Source organism: Streptomyces sp. NPDC028991, assembly GCF_055564775.1.
The window spans coordinates 253,064-272,653 of the sequence record NZ_JBVHVP010000008.1; the positions used below are offsets into that span (position 1 = coordinate 253,064).

Annotated in this window: 14 protein-coding genes; 6 read left to right on the plus strand and 8 right to left on the minus strand. The window is 74.8% G+C overall.

The window, feature by feature from the left end; genetic code table 11:
* Nucleotides 1-15 precede the first annotated feature (15 nt).
* Nucleotides 16-2,040, minus strand: a complete 2,025-nt coding sequence (locus ACZ4V1_RS19180) for a protein phosphatase 2C domain-containing protein (protein ID WP_468337143.1) — start codon at nt 2,038-2,040, stop codon at nt 16-18.
* A gap of 294 nt (nt 2,041-2,334) precedes the next feature.
* On the opposite strand from ACZ4V1_RS19180, the gene ACZ4V1_RS19185 reads away from it, so the two are divergent.
* Nucleotides 2,335-3,318: a helix-turn-helix domain-containing protein gene (locus ACZ4V1_RS19185; protein WP_468337334.1), complete on the plus strand. Its 984-nt coding sequence runs from the start codon at nt 2,335-2,337 to the stop codon at nt 3,316-3,318.
* 68 nt (nt 3,319-3,386) lie between these two features.
* On the plus strand, nt 3,387-3,869 hold the full coding sequence (locus ACZ4V1_RS19190) for a DUF456 domain-containing protein (RefSeq protein WP_468337146.1): 483 nt from the start codon (nt 3,387-3,389) through the stop codon (nt 3,867-3,869).
* Here the strand turns inward: ACZ4V1_RS19190 and ACZ4V1_RS19195 are convergent.
* The 5 genes from ACZ4V1_RS19195 to ACZ4V1_RS19215 form a co-directional block, all read right to left on the minus strand.
* Entirely contained in the window at nt 3,866-4,408 is a 543-nt protein-coding gene (locus tag ACZ4V1_RS19195) for a methylated-DNA--[protein]-cysteine S-methyltransferase (RefSeq protein ID WP_468337149.1), read from the minus strand. The two genes, ACZ4V1_RS19190 and ACZ4V1_RS19195, sit on opposite strands and share 4 nt — an antisense overlap.
* Nucleotides 4,405-5,835, minus strand: a complete 1,431-nt coding sequence (locus ACZ4V1_RS19200) for a DNA-3-methyladenine glycosylase 2 family protein (RefSeq protein WP_468337152.1) — start codon at nt 5,833-5,835, stop codon at nt 4,405-4,407. The genes ACZ4V1_RS19195 and ACZ4V1_RS19200 overlap by 4 nt, the downstream gene beginning before the upstream one ends.
* A 76-nt stretch (nt 5,836-5,911) precedes the next feature.
* Nucleotides 5,912-7,021 carry a ribosome small subunit-dependent GTPase A gene (gene rsgA / locus ACZ4V1_RS19205; RefSeq protein WP_468337156.1) on the minus strand — a complete coding sequence of 370 codons (1,110 nt, stop codon included), beginning with the start codon at nt 7,019-7,021 and terminating at the stop codon, nt 5,912-5,914.
* A gap of 239 nt (nt 7,022-7,260) precedes the next feature.
* Nucleotides 7,261-8,790, minus strand: coding sequence for a cellulose binding domain-containing protein (locus ACZ4V1_RS19210; protein WP_468337159.1), 1,530 nt, complete (start codon nt 8,788-8,790; stop codon nt 7,261-7,263).
* Nucleotides 8,791-8,979: 189 nt separating this feature from the next.
* Complete coding sequence (locus tag ACZ4V1_RS19215) at nt 8,980-10,308, minus strand: radical SAM protein (RefSeq protein ID WP_468337162.1); 1,329 nt, start codon at nt 10,306-10,308, stop codon at nt 8,980-8,982.
* Between the two features lie 106 nt (nt 10,309-10,414).
* Between ACZ4V1_RS19215 and ACZ4V1_RS19220 the strand changes: the two genes are divergently transcribed.
* The 3 genes from ACZ4V1_RS19220 to ACZ4V1_RS19230 all read left to right on the plus strand — a co-directional run bounded on the left by ACZ4V1_RS19220 (nt 10,415) and on the right by ACZ4V1_RS19230 (nt 16,352).
* Nucleotides 10,415-11,671, plus strand: a complete 1,257-nt coding sequence (locus ACZ4V1_RS19220; RefSeq protein WP_468337165.1) for an FAD-binding protein — start codon at nt 10,415-10,417, stop codon at nt 11,669-11,671.
* Nucleotides 11,672-11,903: 232 nt separating this feature from the next.
* A complete protein-coding gene (locus ACZ4V1_RS19225) occupies nt 11,904-13,184 on the plus strand; it encodes an ROK family protein (RefSeq protein WP_468337168.1) in 1,281 nt (426 codons plus the stop codon).
* Nucleotides 13,185-13,361: 177 nt separating this feature from the next.
* Nucleotides 13,362-16,352 (plus strand): glycoside hydrolase family 2 TIM barrel-domain containing protein, encoded by a 2,991-nt coding sequence (locus ACZ4V1_RS19230; RefSeq protein ID WP_468337171.1) that lies wholly within the window; start codon nt 13,362-13,364, stop codon nt 16,350-16,352.
* Between the two features lie 85 nt (nt 16,353-16,437).
* Here the strand turns inward: ACZ4V1_RS19230 and ACZ4V1_RS19235 are convergent, their stop codons facing one another.
* Together ACZ4V1_RS19235 and ACZ4V1_RS19240 are read right to left on the minus strand one after the other, a co-directional pair.
* Nucleotides 16,438-16,962, minus strand: a complete 525-nt coding sequence (locus ACZ4V1_RS19235) for a hypothetical protein (RefSeq protein WP_468337174.1) — start codon at nt 16,960-16,962, stop codon at nt 16,438-16,440.
* On the minus strand, nt 16,959-18,695 hold the full coding sequence (locus tag ACZ4V1_RS19240; RefSeq protein ID WP_468337177.1) for a PHP domain-containing protein: 1,737 nt from the start codon (nt 18,693-18,695) through the stop codon (nt 16,959-16,961). The genes ACZ4V1_RS19235 and ACZ4V1_RS19240 overlap by 4 nt, the downstream gene beginning before the upstream one ends.
* Nucleotides 18,696-18,844: 149 nt before the next feature.
* On the opposite strand from ACZ4V1_RS19240, the gene ACZ4V1_RS19245 reads away from it, so the two are divergent.
* Nucleotides 18,845-19,435 carry a TetR-like C-terminal domain-containing protein gene (locus ACZ4V1_RS19245; protein WP_468337180.1) on the plus strand — a complete coding sequence of 197 codons (591 nt, stop codon included), beginning with the start codon at nt 18,845-18,847 and terminating at the stop codon, nt 19,433-19,435.
* Nucleotides 19,436-19,590: the final 155 nt, after the last annotated feature.

Sequence of the window (19,590 nt, forward strand, 5' to 3'; positions counted from 1 at the left end):
GCACAGCGGGCGGCGTCACGCCTCCCAGACGGCTGCGGCCGTACGGTCGTCGGCGTAGCCCTTGACCCGGAGGCGGCTGTCGGCGAGGAACTCCGCGAGGCCGGGCGGGGTGCGGCCGGCCCACCGCCGCGCGAGGAGTCCGCCCAGCTCGGGCTCGCTCAGCAGCGGCTCGGCGAGGCCCGCGGTGCACATCAGCAGCACATCACCCGGGCGGGCTACCGAGGCCCGGAAGCGGAAGGGTTCGCGGGGCGGCTCGGCGGGCGGTCCGTCGTACGGGCCGGGCGGGGCGGTGACGCCCAGGTCCATGGTGAGCCGGTCGCCCTCGGGCGTCTCGTCCGGCGTCCCGTCCGGTGTCCCGTCCGGTGTCCCGCCCGGCCTGGCTCGCGGTGGCGAGCCGAACCCGACGACGGGCTCACCGGCGACTTCGCCGGCATCCGGCTCCATGTCCTGCCAGGCGCCGTCCCGCAGCCGGAGCAGTCCGCCCGCGCCGGCCCCGAAGAACACCCGCGTACGGCACTCGGGGTCGGCGGGCAGCAGCAGACAGCGCAGGGTCGCCGCGTACTCGTCCGGTGCCAGGCCCTGTTCGGCGGCGCCGGCCCGGAGCCTGCCCAGGCTGCGATCGGTGAGGCGGTGCAGGCCGGACTTCAGCTCGCCGCGCCGGGCGGCCCGCAGGTCCTCGGCGAGCCGGGCATGGCTGCGGCCCACCGCCCGGCCGATCCACTGGCACACCTCGGCGGCGGCGCGGTGCGCCCCCGCGGTCGCGCGGGCGCCGGTCGCCATGGCCACCAGGATCAGTGCCTGCTCTCCCGCGCCGAAGCGCGCGACGAGCAGCGCGTCGCGGCGCGGGTCGCCCCGGTACCGCGCGGAGTCCCCCCGCACCGAGACGGCCCGCAGCGTGCAGGTTCCGTACCGGGCGCCGTCCAGCACGGTGTCCGCCACCAGCCCGTCGAGCTCGTCGGGGTCCGCGGGCGGCAGCGCGGTGGGCTCGGCGTCGTAGGTGGGCGGTCCGGAGCCGACGTAGTCGCACGCGGCGGGCGGGGCCTCGCCGGTACCGTCCCGGCCCGGTGCGGGCCAGGGCCCCGGAGGCTGCGAGGGGAGGAACGGCGGCGGGAGCGGGGGCAGGCCGGGGGCGCTGGGAGGAGGCGGCGGCGGTGACGACGCCGCGCCGAGAACCGGCCGGGCGGCCGGGGGGTCCGTGGCGGACGGTTCGGTCAGATCGGCGGGACCGGTCCCCGAGGTGGTACGGCCGTGCGGGCCCCGCCGGTGCCCGGTCGGTCGCGGCGGCGGCGCGGGCGCGGGCGGTATGGATCCGGGCTCCTGGCCGGCCGGCCGCGGTGGAGGGAGGGGGCGGGCCGCTCCGGGCCGCCGTCCGGTTGCGGGCGGGAAGCTCACCGGGCCGGCGGGCGTGGCGGGCGGTGGTTCCCAGTGGGCCCGCGGCCGGGGCGGGCCAGGCGGCCGCGGCGGCGAACCGCCACCGCGGTGCGCGTCGCCCGCACCGGACGCGGGACCGGTGTCCGGCACGCCCCCGGCACGGGGCACCTCACCGGCACGGGGTCCACGGCCTGCGGCCGGCGGCACGTCACCGGAACGCGGTGGCACCCCGCCGACGCCGGGCGCGTGGTCGTCGCCGGGCGCCCCGCCGGTGCGCGGCGGGACGTCGGTGCGCGGCGGGACGTCGGTGCGGGGCGGGACGTCGGTGCGCGGCGGGACGTCGGTGCGCGGCGGGCCTGCGGTACGAGGGCCCGGGACGCCGGAGGACCCGGCCGCTGCCCACCACGGGGGCCGGTCCTCGGCCGGAGAGGGTTTCTCCCCGGCGGGAGGGCCGGTCGTGGCCGGCGGGACCCGGCCCGCCGCCGACGGGGGCGGTACCGTTCCGTCCACGGTGTCCCGGGCGCCGGCCACGGTCCCCGCTGCCGAGGCGAACCGGTCGTCCAGGGAATCGGGTGCGGTCGTGGGGCCCGTGTCGCCGGTGGAGTCGTCGTACAGCTGTCCCCACCAGTCGTCGTCATGACCGGTGGGCCTTCCCCCCTGCTGACTCATGTCCCCGATTGTCCACCGAGGGAGCCGTATGGAAACGGGGCATCGGGAAAATCCGGCGGACCGGCACCGCGCCGGACGGCGTGTCGGGGGACGTGTCGAACGCGTGTCGCGAGGTGAGGTGGCCGAGCGGTCCCACCCCCCACGGGAGAACCGCTCGGCGACGCCACATTGGCAGAGTGACCGGCGGTACGGCGATGATGTCCGAAGGCGGGTTTACGCCGTGGCCGTTTTCCGCCACGTGCGGCTCCGCACGCTGTGGTGGTGAGGTTTGTTCTCGGGGAGGGACTGCGCCTGATGCTGGGAGTGCTGGGGCTGGAGGACACGCACGAGTCGGCGTACCGGGCGCTGGTGGCCGTGGGCGCGGCCGACGTGCCCGATCTGGCCCGGCGGCTGGCGCTCGGCGAACGGGACACGGAGCGTGCGCTGCGCCGGCTGGAACAGAACGGGCTCGCGGCCCAGTCGTCGGCCCGGCCCGGTCGCTGGGTCGCGGCGCCGCCGGGAGTGGCGCTGGGCGCGCTGCTCACCCAGCAGCGGCACGAACTGGAGAAGGCGGAGCTGGCCGCGGCGCTGCTGGCCGAGGAGTACCGGGCGGCGGCGGCCGAGCCCGCCGTGCACGACCTGGTGGAGGTGGTGACCGGCGCCGCGGCGGTCGCCCAGCGCTTCCTCCAGCTCCAGCTGGGAGCGAGCGACGAGGTGTGCGCGCTGGTCACCGGCAACCCCGTCGCCGTCACCGGAATGGAGAACGACGCGGAGGAGCAGGCCACCGGACGCGGGGTCGGCTACCGGGTGGTGGTCGAGCGGTCGGTGCTGGACCTGCCCACCGGCATCACCGAGCTGACCGCCGCGCTGGGCCGCGACGAGCAGGTGAGGGTCGTGGACCGGGTGCCGACCAAGCTGGTGATCGCCGACCGGTCCCTGGCCCTCGTTCCGCTCACGGCGCGCTCCTCGGAGCCGGCCGCGCTGGTCGTACACGCCAGCGGCCTGCTCGAGCTGCTGTCGGGCCTGTTCGAGTCGGTGTGGCGGGACGCGCTGCCGTTGCGTCTGGGCGCGTCCGGTGTGAGCGAGCACGCCCCGGACGGTCCCGACGGCACCGACCTGGAGATCCTCTCCCTGCTGCTGGCCGGCCTGACCGACGCGAGCGTGGCCAAACAGCTCGACCTGGGGCTGAGGACCGTGCAGCGGCGGGTGAAGCGCCTGATGGAGCTGACCGGCGTCACGACCCGGCTCCAGCTGGGCTGGCACGCGTACGAACGGGACTGGGTGGCCCGGAAGCGCTGAACCGGCCGCCGCCCGGGGCACTTCGCCGGGCATCTGCGGACCGCGCCCGATTCCGGCACCCTGGACAGATGGGAGCGTGGAATCTCCTGCTGTCCGGCCTGGTCATCCTGCTCGGGCTGGTGGGAGTACTCCTCCCCGGCATGCCCGGGTCGTGGCTGGTGTGGGCCGGGGTCCTGTGGTGGGCGCTGAAGGATCCGCAGTCCCTCTCGTGGGCCGTACTCGTCGGCGCCACGGTCGTGCTGCTCCTGTCCCAGGCGGTGCGCTGGACGCTGCCGCCCCGGCGGCTGGGCCGGGACGACGCCGGCCGCCGGGTCACGGCGTACGCGGGCGCGGGCGCGTTCCTCGGCTTCGTCCTCGTCCCGGTGCTCGGCGCGATACCCGGCTTCATGGGCGGCATCTACCTCGCCGAACGGCTGCGGCTCGGCCGGCACGGCGAGGCGATGGCGGCGCTGCGCACGGCGATGCGCACGGGCGGCACCGGTGTGCTGACGGAACTGTTCGCCTGCCTGCTGATCACCGGCGCGTGGCTGGGGGCGGTGCTGGCGGGCTAGGTGTGCTGTCCCGGAGAGGTCGGTGCCGCGGCGCCCTCCAGGGTGAGCAGCCGCGTCTTGCGCTCCAGACCGCCCGCGTACCCCGTCAGGGAGCCGTCGGAGCCGATCACCCGGTGGCAGGGGCGCAGGATCAGCAGCGGGTTCGCGCCGACCGCGCCGCCGACGGCGCGTACCGCGGGCCGGGAGGCACCGATGCGCGCGGCGATCTCGCCGTACGTGGTGGTCGCCCCGTAGGGCACGTCGTCCAGGGCGTCCCACACCCGCTCCCGGAAGGCGGTGCCCTCGGCGCGCAGCGGCAGCCGGAACTCCTTCAGCTCGCCGGCGAAGTAGGCGGCGAGCTGCTCCTCGGCCGCGCGGAAGGGCCCCGCGTCGTGCCGCCAGCCGTCCTGGACGCTCCGGCCGCCTTTCTGCCCGGGCAGGGACAGGGAGGTGAGCGCCCCGTCCGGCCCGGCGGTCAGGAGCAGCCGGCCGACGGGGCTGTCGGTCTCGGTCCAGTACGTGGTGGTCGTGGTCGTTGTGGTCATGGTGGTGGTCGTCATCGGTGCTGCTCCCATTCTCCTGCTGCGCGCAGGTGGTTCACGGCGTACGAGCGCCAGGGGCGCCAGGTGTCGGGGACGGCGGGGCCGGGCGGGGCGACGTCCGGGTCGCCGAGGGCACGGGTGCGGACCACGGCGGCCGTACGGGCGTCCACGCCGGGCACGGCGAGCAGCGCGCGCTCGGCGTCGTCCCGGTCGGCGCCCGGGTCGAGGCGTACGGCGCCGTCGGCGAGGGCGGCGGCGAGCGCGCCCGGGGCGCCGTCCGGCTCGGCGCCGGCGAGGACGGCCGGTTCGGGGAAGAGGTGGGTGAGGGTGCCGCAGGGGGCGTCCAGTGTCCTGCCGTAGCGCTGGACCAGCCGCTCGGCCTCCGTCCGTCCGGCCAGGGCCCGTACGGCGAGTTCGTCGGGGTCCGCGGTGCCCGGTGAGCGCAGCCCGGGGCGGGCGGCGACCAGCGGGGCGAGCCGGGGGTCGGCACCGAGCCGCTCGTCCACGGCGTACGGGTCGGCGTCGAGGTCGAACAGCCGCCGCAGCCGCTGTACGGACGTGGTCAGGTCGCGGAGGTCGGTGAGGTGGAGGCGGGCGTCGAGCCAGCCGCCGCTGCCCGTGGCGGGCAGACCCGGCCGTTCGTCGACGGCTGCGATCCCGGTGCCGTACGGCAGGCGCAGGGTGCGCCGGTAGACGCGGCGGCCGGGCGGGCCGCTCACCTCCTCGACCCCGGCCACCGCCTCGTACTGGAGCAGGTCGAAGACGGGGCCGGCCTGGTAGGGGCCCCGGTGGGCGAGCCGGAGGGGGAGGCCGGCGGAGGGGGTGGCCGCACGCCGGGAGGCCGCCCGGTCCCGTGCGGGGGCGGCGGCGCGCAGCTCGCTCGGGGTGGCCGCGTACACGGCGCGGATCGTGTCGTTGAACTGCCGCACGCTGGCGAACCCCGACGCGAAGGCGATCTCCGTGACCGGCAGGCCGGTGGTCTGCAGCAGGACGCGCGCGGTGTGCGCCCGCTGGGCGCGGGCCAGGGCCACGGGCCCGGCGCCGAGCTCGGCGGTGAGCTGCCGCTGCACCTGGCGGGCGCTGTAGCCGAGCCGGCCGGCGAGTCCGGCGACGCCCTCGCGGTCGACGACGCCGTCGCCGATGAGCCGCATGGCCCGGCCGACGACGTCGGCGCGGACGTTCCATTCCGCCGAGCCGGGCACGGCGTCCGGGCGGCACCGCCGGCAGGCCCGGAACCCCGAGCCCTGCGCGGCGGCGGCCGTCGCGAAGAACCGCACGTTGTGCCGCTTCGGCGTGACCGCCGGGCAGCTCGGCCGGCAGTAGATGCCGGTCGTCTCGACGGCGAAGAAGAACGCGCCGTCGAACCGGCCGTCCCGGCTGCGTACGGCCTCGTACCTGCTGTCCTCGTGCGCCCGCTGCTCCGCGGGCCGCGTCCCGTTCCCCATCACGCCGTCCAGTCTCCGCCGGCCCGGAGGACCGGGCTGGCGGAAATCGGACATGACGTTGGCGGGGCGGTGGCGGCTACCGCGCGCGGCCCCGCTTGGCCTCCATCGCCGCCTTGCCGATGGCTCCCCGGCGCTTCCACTCCTTGCGGATCTCGGCGCGCATCCGGGCGTCGGTCTTGGCGGCGATGCGCTGGTTCTCCCGCATGAGCTTGCGGTAGCTCTCCAGCCGCCGTTCGGGCAGCTCGCCGGTGTCGATGGCGGCGAGGACGGCGCAGCCCGGCTCGCTCTCGTGGGCGCAGTCGTGGAACCGGCAGTCCCGGCCCAGCTCCTCGATCTCGGCGAACACCTGGCCGACGCCGCTGCTCGCGTCCCAGAGCCCGACGCCCCGCAGCCCGGGGGTGTCGATGAGCACTCCCCCGCCGGGCATCACGAGGAGGTTGCGGGTGGTGGTGGTGTGCCGGCCCTTGCCGTCGACGTCCCGGTTGGCCTGGACGTCCATGACGTCCTCGCCGAGCAGTGCGTTGGCGAGGGTGGACTTGCCCGCGCCGGACTGTCCGAGCAGTACCGCCGTACCACCGGTGACGACGGCGGCGAGGACGTCGAGTCCCTCCCCCTGCTCGGCGCTGACGGGCAGCACCGGCACGCCGGGGGCGGCGGTCTCCACGTCCTGGACGAGGTGGCCCAGGGTCGCCGGGTCGGGGACGAGGTCGGCCTTGGTGAGCACCACCAGGGGCTGCGCCCCGGATTCCCAGGCGAGCGCGAGGAACCGCTCGATCCGGGCGAGGTCCAGCTCGACCGCGAGCGACACGGCGACGATCGCGTGGTCGACGTTGGCCGCGAGGATCTGCCCCTCGGACCGCTTGGAGGAGGTGGAGCGCACGAAGGCCGTACGGCGCGGCAGACACGTCCGTACGTAGCGCGGGTTGCCGTCGGGTTCGACGGCGACCCAGTCGCCGGTGCAGACGACGCGCAGGGGGTCGTGCGGGGTGACGAAGGCGGTGTCGGCCCGCAGCACTCCGCCGGCGGTGACGACGTCGCACTGTCCGCGGTCGACCCGGACCACGCGGCCGGGCAGCAGTCCCTCGGCGGCGTAGGGGCCGAACGCGTCGGCCCAGTGCTCGTCCCAGCCGTGCGGAGTCAGGGCGGAGTGAGCGGTGAAGAGGGCGGTGGAAGACGTGGAAGACAAGGGGTGACCCTTCGGGGGGCGGCCCCGGCGGAAGGACTCGGGAAGGCCGGTGTCAGCCGGTGGCCGCGGAGGTGGACTTGATGGGTTCCTGGATGCGGGCAGCGCCCTTCGCAACGACAGCCATCGGTCGACACCTCCTCACTCCTGGGTTCCTCACCCCGCGGCGATCACCGCGTGACGTGCCGCCACAGTAGCCCGTCGGTACCTCGGCCCGTCAACGCCTTTTCCGGGCCGGGGCGTCAGACCCGCTCGCACGCCCGGCCGTTGAGGGTGAAGTCGTACGGCGGGGAGTTCTTGCCGCGCCAGGAGGCGAGGAAGCCGAAGGCGAGGCGGCCGCCGGCGGGGACGGAGCCGTTGTACGCGGCGGCGGTGGCGGTGACCCGGGAGCCGCTCTGGGCGTGGCTCGCGTCCCACGTCTGGCCGATCCGCTGGCCGTCGGGGAAGGTCCAGGCGACGTGCCAGGAGTCGAGGGCGTCGGCGGTGGTGACGGTGACGGTGGACTGGAAGCCGTCGGGCCACTGGTTGACGAGGTCGTAGCGGACGCGGCAGGCGGCGGGGGCGGCCGTGGAGGGCTCCGGGGCCGGGTGCCGGTCACGGCCGCGTTCCGGCGGGGCCTCGGTGCTCGCGGTGGGCGTGGCGGTGCCCTGGGGCTCCGGGTGGGGGTCCCGCCGCGCCGGGGTCGTGTCGGGCGCGGGGGTCGCGGTGCCGGTGGACGGCGGCGGGTCTTCCGGCGCCGGCTGTGGGGCCGCGGACGGCGGTACGGGGTCCGGGACGGCAACCGGGCGGCGGTCCACGGTGCCGGTGGGCGCCGCGCCGTCCTCGGCGGTGCCGCCGAAGGGCATGAGGGAGACGGTGAGCGCGACCAGGGACACCAGGACGGCGGTGGCGAGGAGGCCGCCGCGGACGACACGGGCCCGGTGGCCGCCGTCCGGCGTCTCCTCGGCGCGGTCGTGGTCGGCCGGTGCCGGGCGCCCGGCACCGAGTCGTACCTCGGCGGCGCGGCGGCGGCGCTCCAGGTAGGCGAGGCCGCCCCAGCCGATCACGCCGGCGGCGAGGGCCGCGGGCAGTCCGCCGCCCTTCGCGCGCAGACAGGCGGCGGCCTCGGCGCAGCCCGGGCAGGTGGCGAGGTGACGGGAGAGGTCGTCGGGGACGTCGGCGGCGGGCGACCTGGTGACCGCGTCCAGCAGCCGGACGTAGCCGCGGCACCGCGCGTTTGGCGGCGCGTCGAGGTGGCCCCGCCGGCAGCGGTCGCGGAACAGTTCGCGCACCTGGCCGAGTTCCTCGGACACGGTGGCCGGGTCGAGGCCGAGCCGGCGGGCCACCACCGGCAGCGGCAGGGCCTCCACGTCGGCCAGCCACAGCAGTTCCGCGTCCGGTGCCTGCATGTCCCTGAGGCCGCGCAGCGCGAGCGGGCGGCGCGGTGGCGGTCCGGCGTAGCGGGCGGCCCGGTCGGAGCCCAGCCACAGCCGCAGTTCGGGGTCGAGTTCGTGGCCCTGCCCGTCGTCCTCCCAGGCCGCGGCGGTGGTGCGTACGGCGGTCAGGAGCAGGGGGACGCGGGGCAGCCGGGGCGAGCGGCGGGCGGTGCCGCGGGCCGCGTCCGCGTCGGCGGCGCGGACCTCGCGCATGCCGTGGGCGAACGCCTCGGCGGCGAGCCGGACGGCCGCCTCCGAACCCGCCGTACACAGGTCGGCGTAGGAGAGCACCGTGTCCCAGCACTCGTCGAGCAGCGCGGCCTCGGCGGCGTCCCTGGGGCTCGGCAGGTCGGGCATCGGACTCCTGCATCCACGGGCGAGGCCAACTCGCCACACGGAGGGAGGAGTTGGCGGCCGGATCTCGCGGCAGGCGCAGAGCTTCGCACGTCTTCCGCACGACTGACAAGCGCCGTGTTCACAACCGGCGGGTCCGGTGCCCGACCCGCCGGTTCACACGTCGGCGCTCACCTCGGCGCTCACCTCGGCTCACACCTCGACGGCCGCGTCCTCCGGCAGGCTGTCCATGAAGGAGCTGACCGAGAAGACCGCGCGGCCGGCCCCGGGCAGGCCGTAGCCGGGGGGCGAGGCCAGGCCGAACTCGTCCATCGTGGCGCGGTAGGCCTCCAGCAGCCGGATGTGGTACTCCAGCGGCGCGCCCTGCGGATTGGCCTTGCCGAGCGGGGTGGTGGGCTCGGGGCACCAGGTGGTGAAGCGGGGCGTGATGCCGTGCGACATGAAGAAGCGCAGGCCCTCGGTGGTGGACGCGATGGCCTCGTCGACCGTCTTGAAGCCGAACGGCTCGGCCATCTCCACGCCCGCGACGAAGTTGGGGATCACGTTGCGCGCGCCGAAGACGTCCGTGGAGTCCAGGATGCGCTTGTGCCACTCGTCGCGGCCGACGTAGCGCTCCTTGCCGGGGCAGTACATCTTGAACAGGTACTCGTCCCACACCTCGTAGTTGGGGTGGTAGATCTGGACGCCGTAGTCCTTGAAGCGCTGGACGTCCGGCTTCGGCAGGGCCTGGGCGACGACCTTGCCGATCCAGCGGCCGGGGAAGTGCTCCTCGATGGCCTTGGCGTAGCGCCCGTAGAAGTCCGCCTCGTCCAGGCCCTGGACCTTCGACGTGATCGCGCCGCCGGTGAGGGTGTAGGCGGTGGACGTCTTCGCCGTGTCGTACGTGTTGATGATGTCCAGCGCTTCGAGGACCTCGTCGACGTCCTTCACGCCCGTGTACGGGCGGCCCGCCGCCTTGTGCTGACGCCAGTTGTGGTTGATGTCGCAGTACTGGCACTCCTCCTTGGCGCCGAAGTACTGGCAGACCCGGAAGGCGGTCAAGTAGATCAGGTAGCCCCACTGGATGGTCGGGGCCACCTCCATGACCGACTTCCCGTTGGCGAGCTTGTGCCGGTAGTACTCCGGCATGGGCGGCACGCCGACGTCCGAGATGCGCTTGCCGTCGAGGTAGAGGCCGAGCTGGCCGTGCTCGTCGGCGGCGACCCGGTACGGGGACGCCGGGTTCACGCGGACCGAGACGACGGTGCGGCGCAGGTCGTAGGGGCCGCCGGTGAGGATGATCTCCTCGGGCGGGCGGCGCAGCGCGGCCTCGCCCAGCTCGGGCAGGGTGCCGTGGTCGAAGGAGAAGATGAAGTACGACTTCGGCTTGACCTCGCCGGCTGCCTCGTTGGCGGTATCGCTGAGCGCGGAGGGGTCGAAGGCCACCCCGCCGCGGAGCAGGTCCTCCTTGAAGACCGCTTCCCGCGGCACATGCGGAAAGCGCTCCATAAGATCCTCGACCAGCGCGGTGCGGCTGCCCATCCGTGTCTCCTCCCGGCTCAGGCGTTCGACTTCTCACGGTATGCCCCCGCCCGGGCGGCTTCCCGCCCGGGGCCCCTTCCAGGCGCGCCGGGTAGGTTTCCGCGGTATGAGCGACATCACCGTGACCAACTGGGCCGGCAACATCACCTACACGGCCAAGGAGCTGCTGCGGCCGCACTCGCTGGACGCGCTGCGGGCCCTGGTGGCGGACAGCGCGCGGGTGCGGGTGCTGGGCAGCGGGCACTCCTTCAACGAGATCGCCGAGCCGGGCCCCGAGGGCGCCCTGCTGTCGCTGGCCGCGCTGCCGGCCGAGGTGGACGTCGACACGGCGGCCCGTACGGTGCGGGTGGGCGGCGGCGTCCGGTACGCGGAGCTGGCCCGGCTGGTGCACGGGCGGGGGCTGGCGCTGCCGAACATGGCGTCGCTGCCGCACATCTCGGTCGCCGGGTCGGTGGCGACCGGCACGCACGGCTCCGGGGTGGGCAACGGTTCGCTGGCGTCGGTGGTGCGCGAGGTGGAGCTGGTCACGGCGGATGGCTCGACGGTGACCGTGGCGCGCGGCGACGAGCGGTTCGCCGGTGCGGTGACCTCGCTCGGCGCGCTGGGCGTCGTGACGTCCCTCACCCTCGACCTGGAACCGGCCTACGAGGTCGAGCAGCACGTCTTCACCGAGCTGCCGCTCGCCGGACTGGACACGGCGGCGTTCGAGACGGTGATGGCGGCGGCGTACAGCGTGAGCCTCTTCACGGACTGGCGGGCCCCAGGGTTCCGGCAGGTGTGGCTGAAGCGGCGCACCGACCAGCCGCTGCCCGGGTTTCCGTACGCCGCGCCGGCCGTCGCGAAGATGCACCCGGTGCCGGGCATGCCCGCGGTCAACTGCACCGAGCAGTTCGGCGTGCCGGGTCCCTGGCACGAGCGGCTGCCGCACTTCCGCGCCGAGTTCGTGCCCAGCAGCGGCGCCGAGCTCCAGTCGGAGTACCTGATGCCGCGCGAGTACGCGCTGGACGCCCTGCGCGCGATGGACGGGATACGGGAGGCCGTCGCGCCGGTGCTGCAGACCTGCGAGGTGCGCACGGTCGCCGCCGACGAGCAGTGGTTGAGCCCGGCGTACGGACGGGACACCGTGGCCGCGCACTTCACCTGGGTCGAGGACACGGCGGCGGTGCTGCCGGTCGTGCGGCGGCTGGAGGAGGCGCTGGCCCCGTTCGCGGCCCGGCCGCACTGGGGGAAGGTGTTCACGACGCCGGCGGGCGGACTGCGCGCGCTGTACCCGCGGCTGGACGACTTCCGGACGCTGACCGGGACGCTCGACCCGGCGGGGAAGTTCACCAACGCGTTCGTGCGGGAGGTGCTGGCCGGCTGAGGCCACGCGCCTTCCCGGCCACCTCCCGGCCCCTTGTCCCGACGGCCCCTTCGCCCCTGCCCTCCGACCCCTTCACCCCTTGCCCTCCGGCCCCTTCACCCCTTGCCCTCCGGCCCCTCCTCTCCCGGGCCCGTCTCCGGCCCCCTTTTCCCAACCCCTTCGCATACCCCTTGTAGAAAGCCCCGGGGGCGCCATAGCCTGACGTTCGGCGCTCGTCCGGGGAGGGGGTTCGATGAAGCGCGGCACGTCCCGGGACATCCGCACCGCGAACCGCTACGAGGTACTGCGCCGGATCATCGCCGGCTCGCCCACGTCCCGCCAGGAGCTGGCTTCCGTCACCGGTCTCAGCCTCGCCACGGTCGCCACCCTGGTCGGTGAGCTGCTCGAGCTCGGCCTGGTCACCGAGGTCGGCTTCGAGGACTCGGCCGGCGGCCGCCCCCGGGGCCTGGTGGCCGTCCATACGGCGGGCGGCGTGCTGGTCGGGGTGGACGTCGCCGAGACATACGTCCGAGCCGAGCTGTTCGACCTCGCGTTGAACGTGCTGGCTCGTGCCGAGGCGGTGCTGCGCCCCGGTGAGAGCCGCCCCGGGCAGGTGGTCGAGCACGTCGCCGCGGCCGTCGGCACGGTGCTCGCGCGGGCCGGGGCCGAGGACGCCCGCGTGCTCGGCGTCGGGGTGAGCGTGCCGGGCCAGGTGGACCGGGGCGCCGGGGTCTGCGTGTACGCGGCCAACCTGGACTGGCACGACGTCCCGCTCCTGGACCTGCTCGCCGGGCACCTGGACCATCCCCTCTACCTGGACAACCCGTTGCGTGCCTGTGCGGTGGCCGAGCTGTGGTCCGGGGCGGCGCGCGGGCGCGGGGACGCGGTGGTGGTCAACCTCGGCACCGGGGTGGGGGCCGGGCTGGTGCTGGGCGGCGGGCTGCACCGGGGCGTGAGCAACAGCGCCGGCGAGTGGGGCCACACCACCCTCGTCCTGGACGGCCGCCCGTGCCACTGCGGCGGCCTCGGCTGTGTGGAGGCCTACGTCGGGGCGCCCGGGATCATGCGGAACCTGAGCGAACGGAGCCCGCACAGCCCGTTGCTGCACCCCGGGGACCAGACGGCCACCGTAGAGGCGCTGGCCGGTGCGGCCGCGGCCGGTGATCCGGTGGCCCTCGGGGTCGTCCGGTACACCGCCCGCCATCTCGGCGCGGGCATCGCCGCCCTCGTCAACCTCCTCAACCCCGAGGTGGTCGTGCTCAGCAGCTGGGTCGCGGCCGCCCTCGGTGACCCGTTGCTCGACGCGGTGCGCGAGTCGGTCGCCCGGCACGCGCTGCGCCACCCGCTGGCGGCCACCGAGATCGTCCTGTCCCCGATCCCGACCGATCCGGTCTGCCTCGGCGCGGCGACGTTCGCGCTGGAAGGGGCGCTGGAGCCGGCTCCCCGGCCCGGCACCTCCAGACGCACCGCCCCGGGGCCGAGCGGTCGTACCGGGCACGGCTCGGCTGAGCCCCGGCCCGCAGGCACCCGATAACCGGCCCACAGGTTTCCGACCCCGACCCGCGCGTCCCGACCCCGACCACCCCGCCATGCTCTCCGCACGCGCCGCATGCCCCGCAGACCCGCACACCCCGTGTCCTCGGGGCACTCACCGCACCCGGTGCCCAACGCACAGACGCTCTCCGCACCCGACGACCGAGCCAGGAGACCCATGTCCACGCGCCCCGCCCGCACCGCCAGCACCGCCAGCACCGCCAGCACCGCCAGCAGCGTCCAGGCCGGCCTCTCCGCCACTCCCTCCCCCACGCCCTCCTCCGCCCCCGCCCCCGCCCCCGCCGTCGCCGTCGCCGTCGCCTACGTCGAGAACGTCTCCCCCGGCAGCGGCGCCCTCGCGCCCCGCGCCCGGTACACGTCGGACGCGAAGTCACTGTCGCTGGGCGGCAGCTGGCGTTTCCGGGTGTCCCCGACCGCCGGTGCCGAGGACGACTCGTTCGCGGCGCCGGGATACGACGCCGGGGCCTGGGCCGAGGTGACGGTGCCGGGCCACTGGGTCCTCCAGGGCGACGGGGCCTTCGGCTCCCCGGCGTACACCAACCACCTCTATCCCTTCCCGGTGGACCCGCCCCGCGTCCCGACCGAGAACCCGACCGGTGACCACCTCCGCGTCTTCGACCTGCCGGACGGGTGGCCGGCGGACGGCGGGGCGGTGCTGCGCTTCGACGGGGTCGAGTCGTGTGCCCGGGTCTGGCTCAACGGCACCGAGCTGGGCGAGTTCAAGGGCTCCCGGCTGCCGCACGAGTTCGACGTGGGCCCGCTGCTGGAACAGGCCGGCAACGTGCTCGCGGTCCGGGTCCACCAGTGGTCGGCCGGTTCGTATCTGGAGGACCAGGACCAGTGGTGGCTGCCCGGCATCTTCCGGGACGTGGCCCTGCTGCACCGCCCGGCGGGTGCCGCCCGGGACCTGTTCGTGCACGCCTTCTACGACCACACCGCCGGCACCGGCACGCTGCGCGTCGACTCCGACGTGCCCGGACGGGTCACCGTTCCCGCGCTGGACGTCGACATCGCGACCGGCGAGACGGTGACGGTCCCCGTGGCGCCGTGGACCGCGGAGACGCCGGCCCTGTACGACGGCGTCCTGGCCACGGGCGGCGAGCGGGTGAGCCTGCGCATCGGCTTCCGCACCGTCGTCCTGGAGGACGGCCTGATCAAGGTCAACGGCGCGCCGATCCTCTTCAGGGGTGTCAACCGGCACGAGTGGCATCCGGAGCGGGGCCGCGCGCTGGACCTCGACACCATGCGCGAGGACGTGCTGCTGATGAAGCGGCACAACATCAACGCGGTCCGCACCTCGCACTACCCGCCGCACCCGGCCTTCCTCGACCTGTGCGACGAGTACGGCCTGTGGGTGATCGACGAGTGCGACCTGGAAACGCACGGATTCGTCGAACAGGACTGGCGGGACAACCCCGTCGACGACGACCGCTGGACACCGGCCCTCCTGGACCGCGCCGCCCGCATGGTCGAGCGGGACAAGAACCACCCGTCGATCGTGCTGTGGTCCCTCGGCAACGAGGCCGGCACCGGGCGCGGCCTGACCGCGACGGCCCGGTGGATCCGTGAGCGGGACCCGTCCCGGCTGCTGCACTACGAGGGCGACCAGGGCTGCCGCGACACCGACGTCTACTCCCGCATGTACGCCCCCCACGACGAGGTCGAGCGGATCGGCCGGGGCCTGGACGGGGGCCCGCACCGCCGTCGCGAACTCCCCTTCATCCTGTGCGAGTACGCGCACGCCATGGGCAACGGCCCCGGCGGGCTCGCCGACTACCAGCGGCTCTTCGAGTCGTACGACCGGCTCCAGGGCGGCTTCGTCTGGGAGTGGATCGACCACGGCATCAGGCATCCGGAGTTCGGCTACGCCTACGGCGGCGACTTCGGCGAGGAGCTGCACGACGGCAACTTCGTCTGCGACGGGCTGCTCTTCCCCGACCGGACGCCCTCGCCGGGGCTCACCGAGTACAAGAAGGTGGTCGAGCCCGTTCGGATCGAGTCGGGTGGCACGGACGGCGTCGTACGGGTGACGAACCGGTACGACTTCGCCGATCTGTCCCACCTGGAGTTCGAGTTCTGCCACCAGGTGGACGGAGTGCCCACGGGGGCGAGCCGGCTCGTGGTGCCGCCGCTCGCGCCCGGCCGGTCGGCGGAGATCGAGCTGCCCGGTGCCCCCGACGGCAAGGGACAGGAGGTCCAGTGGTCGGTACGCGCGGTACTCGCCGAGAAGACACCGTGGGCCGGAGCGGGGCACGAGGTGGCCTGGGCGCAGCACACGGTGGCGCGGCGCGCTCCCCTGCCGCCGGCGGACGGTGTCCGGCCCGTCGTCGAGGGGGACCGGATCACGCTGGGCCCGGCCACCTTCGACGCCCGCACCGGCGCGGTGCGCACGCTCCTCGGCGTGGAGGTGCGCGATCTGCGCCTGGACGTGTGGCGCGCGCCGACCGACAACGACGACGGGGCGTCCTGGCAGTCGGACACCCGGTACGGGCTGCTCTGGCGTGAGCTGGGCCTGCACCGCGTGCGGCACCGGCTGGACGCCGTCGAGCCGGACGGCGAGGCGCTGACCGTGCGGACCCGGGTGGCGCCCGCCGGCCGCGAGCTGGGACTGCGGACGGTGTACCGCTGGACCTCGGACGGCACGTGCGTACGGCTGACCGTGTCGGTCGAACCGGAGGGCGAGTGGCCGGTTCCGCTGCCCCGGCTCGGCATCCGCTTCGGGCTGGACGCCGGGTCCGCGAACGTCGTCTGCTGGTTCGGCGGCGGGACGGAGGCCTATCCGGACACCAGGTCCGCCTCGAAGCACCTCCTGTGGGACGCGGACGTCGCGGAGCTCCAGACGCCCTACGTCCGGCCGCAGGAGAACGGCGCGCGGGCGGACGTGCGGTGGGCGGAGATCGGCGGCCTGCGGGCCGAGGCCGATCCCGAGTTCTGGTTCACCGCACGCCGCTGGAGCACCGAACAGCTCGACGCCGCTCGCCACCTGAGCGACCTGGTCCCCGGCGACACGGTCTGGGTCAACCTCGACCACGCCCTGCACGGCATCGGCTCGCAGTCCTGCGGCCCGGGCCCGTTGCCGCGGTACTTCCTCCACCCCGAGCCCGCGGAGTTCTCGTTCGTGTTCTCCGAGCCCGAGCCGGAGGACTGAGCCGCCAGGAGAGGGAGAGGAACCAGCGCACCATGGCCGCGGGGGGTGCGCAGGCGTTCTCCCCCTCCCCCCGTCCGGCGCTCCGTCAGTGGTCGGCGCAGCACGGTGTCGGGTCGGGGTACTCGAAGGGCACCAGGGTGCCGCCCGCGGCGGGCATGGCGGCCAGGACGAGGCGGCCGTTCCGCCAGTGCGGACGGACGTGTTCCCGGGTGACCAGCGGGGTGTCCGGGGCGGGCTCGTCCGGCGTGCCCAGTACCGTCACCCGCTCGATCGCGGAGTGCGTGAGCAGCTCCGCCAGCGTCAGCGTGCCGGTGAGGGCGCCCGCGCCCGGGTAGAGGACGGCGCGGCCGACCTCGTCCGGGGCGCCTTCGCGGACCTCGTACCCCTGGGCGGTGAGCCGTTCCCGGGCGGTGCGCAGGAACGGCTCCGCCTCGGCGGCCAGCGACAGGGCGACGCGCGGGCGCCCGTCCCGCACCAGGTGCGTGCAGCCGTAGACGCCCTCGGGGAGGGCGAGTTCGGCCGCGAACGCCTGAAGCAGGTGATCGGCCTCGCGCAGCGTCGTCGCGTCGGTGTCGATGCCGATGGCGTACGGCGCGGAAGGGGGTGTCACGACGGCAGGACCCACACCGGGTTGGAGTAGAACCACAGGTCGCGCCACGGGTCCGCGTCGCCGACGACGTCGATGGCGGGGCCCGCCGGGTCGACCTTGACGCCGAGCGCGCCGACGGCGGACCGGTTGCCGTCGGTGCCGCGCGTGCGGAGGTAGACGGGATGGTCGACGCGGCCGAGGTCGTAGGTGAGCCGGACGGTGCCGGTGTCCTTGTCGACCTCGTACGACTTGACCACCCTGGCCGTCGGCGCGGTGAAGGTGTCCTTGTCGGCGACCGTGCCGGTCACCTCGCCCTGGATGACGTCGACTCGGGCCAGCTTCGGGGTGAATCCGGCCCAGTTGGGGCCGCCGGCCAGGGCCACGTCCACGGACAGGGTGACTCGCGTGCCCTTGCGGACGTGCAGGGCGCCGCCGAGGGTGGCCCAGCGGCCGCCGCCGGAGACGCGGACGTCGAGGCCGCTGATGAGCCGGCCGTGGTCGACCCAGATGCGTCCGGCGCGGATGCCGTCCATGACGGCGGCGTAGGAGAAGCCGTCGGAGCCGACGTGGGTGCGGCTGTACTGGCCGGGCCAGAAGTCGCCCTGGGTGACGTCGATCTGGCCGGCGTAGACGGGGTCGTCGTAGCGGCCGTTGGCGTTGAAGTCGCCGCCGCCGCGGCCGGCGGTGTCGGCGTACACCTGGTGGGAGTCGGAGTTGGCGGTGATCCACCAGGGGCGGCCCTCGGCGATGAGGCTGTCCCACAGGCCGCCGACGGTGGCGGTCATCCAGTCGAACCCGCCCCAGGTGCGGTAGCTCTCCAGCGGGTAGCCGGGGAAGGAGTTGGCGCCGGGGCTGCCGTCGTAGATGCCGCGGGCGCGGCCCATGCCGAGCGGCTTCGGCAGACCGGCCGCCTGGTGGCCGGGGGCGCCCTCGAAGCCGACGGCGATCTGGTGGCCCCGCGAGGTGGCGTCGCGCCAGGCGCGGATCTCGTGCGGGGAGTCGATGCCCTTGCGCGCCGGGTGGTTGGCGAGCATCAGGGCGTCCTTGACCTTGCGCCGCTTCACCTGGTCGGCGAGGAAGGAGAGCCCGGCGACGGCGAGCGCCTCGTTGGCGGGCGTGGAGTCGCCGGCGCCCTTGACGCTGCCGTCGTAGCCGGTCTCGAACTGCTTGAGGACGGAGACCTCGTGGCGGCCGGGGTGGACGAAGACGGTGCCGTGTTCGGCGGCCGGGATGTTCCACTCCAGGCCCTGGAAGACGAGGGTGTCCTCGTGGGCGTCGCGAGCCTCGCGGATGTCCGGGTTGACCTTCTCCACACCGATCTTGGCGTGGGTGACGCTGCCGTGGTCGGTGATGACCAGCCAGTCCATGCCGTGCCGGGCGCCCTGGCGGACCTGGTCGACGACGCGGTACTTGCCGTCGCTGCTGTACTGGGTGTGGATGTGGTGGTCGCCGGCGAGCCAGAGGAAGCCCTTCTTGCGGCGGCCGTCGCCCGCGGCCTGTGCTGGCGCGGCGGTCGCGGTCTGGGCGAGGACGGTGCCGGCGGCGAGTCCGGCACCGAGCAGGCCCGCGCGGCGCAGCAGGCCGCGGCGCGACTGCTGTTCGGGACTCAGGGCCTCGTCGGGGACGCTGGTGTCGAAGGCGGCGGGCAGGGGCTGCGCGGCCTCGTGCTCATGGTCGTGGTCGTGGTCGTGCGTGTGTGCGTGCCCGTGGTGGTGATGGCCGTGCGCGTGCCCGGGTCCGTGACCGTGCCCCATGAAGTCCTCCTGGATACCGCCGCCGTGCGCGGCTGTGAGGAGAATCGACGCAGAAGGTGAACGTTTAACGACTCGGAGGTGAGCCCCTCCTGCCGCCCCGCCTGCCCTAGCATGAAACCTAGGAGCTCTAGGAAGCCGGAAGGTGGCCCATGCCCCGAGCGGGCCTTACAACCGACCGCGTCGTCGCGGCCGCCGCCGACCTCGCCGACGTGTCCGGGTTCGAGAACGTCACCGTCTCCGCGCTCGCCCGGCACTTCGGGGTGAAGGACGCCAGCCTGTACACACACGTCAGGAACCTCCAGGACCTGCGCGTCCGGGTCGCGCTGCTGGCCGGCGGCGAGCTGATCGACGAGATCGCGGCGGCGGTGGCCGGCCGGTCCGGGAAGGAGGCGCTGGCCGCCTTCGCGGGCGCCTACCGGGCGTACGCCCTGCGCCACCCCGGCCGCTACGCCGCGACCCAGACCCGCGTCGACCAGTCCCTCGTCGCCGGCTCCCCCGCCCTGCGCCGCACCGCCGAGATCACCCACGGCATGCTCCGCGCCTACGGTCTCACCGAGCCCGACCTCACCGACGCGGTACGCCTCCTGCGCAGCACCTTCCACGGCTACTGCGCCCTGGAGGCCACCGGCGGCTTCGGCGCCCCGCGCGACGTACGGGCCTCCTGGGACAAGGCGGTCGACGCCCTGCACGTGGCGCTGGAGAACTGGCCCCGGGAGACACGAGGCCCCCGCGGTCACTGACCGTGGGCCGGCCCGCGTGCTCGACGCCGGCTCCCGACCGGGGGCGGCCCGCCGGCACCCGGTGCGGCTGGATACTCGTCCGACATGCCCTTGCCCTGTCCAGGCTCCGCGGCCCGCCCCCCGCCCCAGCGCCCGAACCTCGCCGTACGTCGGTG

Bases quoted from the DNA above. Each gene is read 5' to 3' on its own strand.
- ACZ4V1_RS19180 (WP_468337143.1), bottom strand. From the start codon at position 2,040: ATGAGTCAGCAGGGGGGAAGGCCCACCGGTCATGACGACGACTGGTGG.
- ACZ4V1_RS19185 (WP_468337334.1), top strand. From the start codon at position 2,335: ATGCTGGGAGTGCTGGGGCTGGAGGACACGCACGAGTCGGCGTACCGG.
- ACZ4V1_RS19190 (WP_468337146.1), top strand. From the start codon at position 3,387: ATGGGAGCGTGGAATCTCCTGCTGTCCGGCCTGGTCATCCTGCTCGGG.
- ACZ4V1_RS19195 (WP_468337149.1), bottom strand. From the start codon at position 4,408: ATGACGACCACCACCATGACCACAACGACCACGACCACCACGTACTGG.
- ACZ4V1_RS19200 (WP_468337152.1), bottom strand. From the start codon at position 5,835: ATGGGGAACGGGACGCGGCCCGCGGAGCAGCGGGCGCACGAGGACAGC.
- ACZ4V1_RS19210 (WP_468337159.1), bottom strand. From the start codon at position 8,790: ATGCCCGACCTGCCGAGCCCCAGGGACGCCGCCGAGGCCGCGCTGCTC.
- ACZ4V1_RS19215 (WP_468337162.1), bottom strand. From the start codon at position 10,308: ATGGGCAGCCGCACCGCGCTGGTCGAGGATCTTATGGAGCGCTTTCCG.
- ACZ4V1_RS19220 (WP_468337165.1), top strand. From the start codon at position 10,415: ATGAGCGACATCACCGTGACCAACTGGGCCGGCAACATCACCTACACG.
- ACZ4V1_RS19225 (WP_468337168.1), top strand. From the start codon at position 11,904: ATGAAGCGCGGCACGTCCCGGGACATCCGCACCGCGAACCGCTACGAG.
- ACZ4V1_RS19230 (WP_468337171.1), top strand. From the start codon at position 13,362: ATGTCCACGCGCCCCGCCCGCACCGCCAGCACCGCCAGCACCGCCAGC.
- ACZ4V1_RS19240 (WP_468337177.1), bottom strand. From the start codon at position 18,695: ATGGGGCACGGTCACGGACCCGGGCACGCGCACGGCCATCACCACCAC.
- ACZ4V1_RS19245 (WP_468337180.1), top strand. From the start codon at position 18,845: ATGCCCCGAGCGGGCCTTACAACCGACCGCGTCGTCGCGGCCGCCGCC.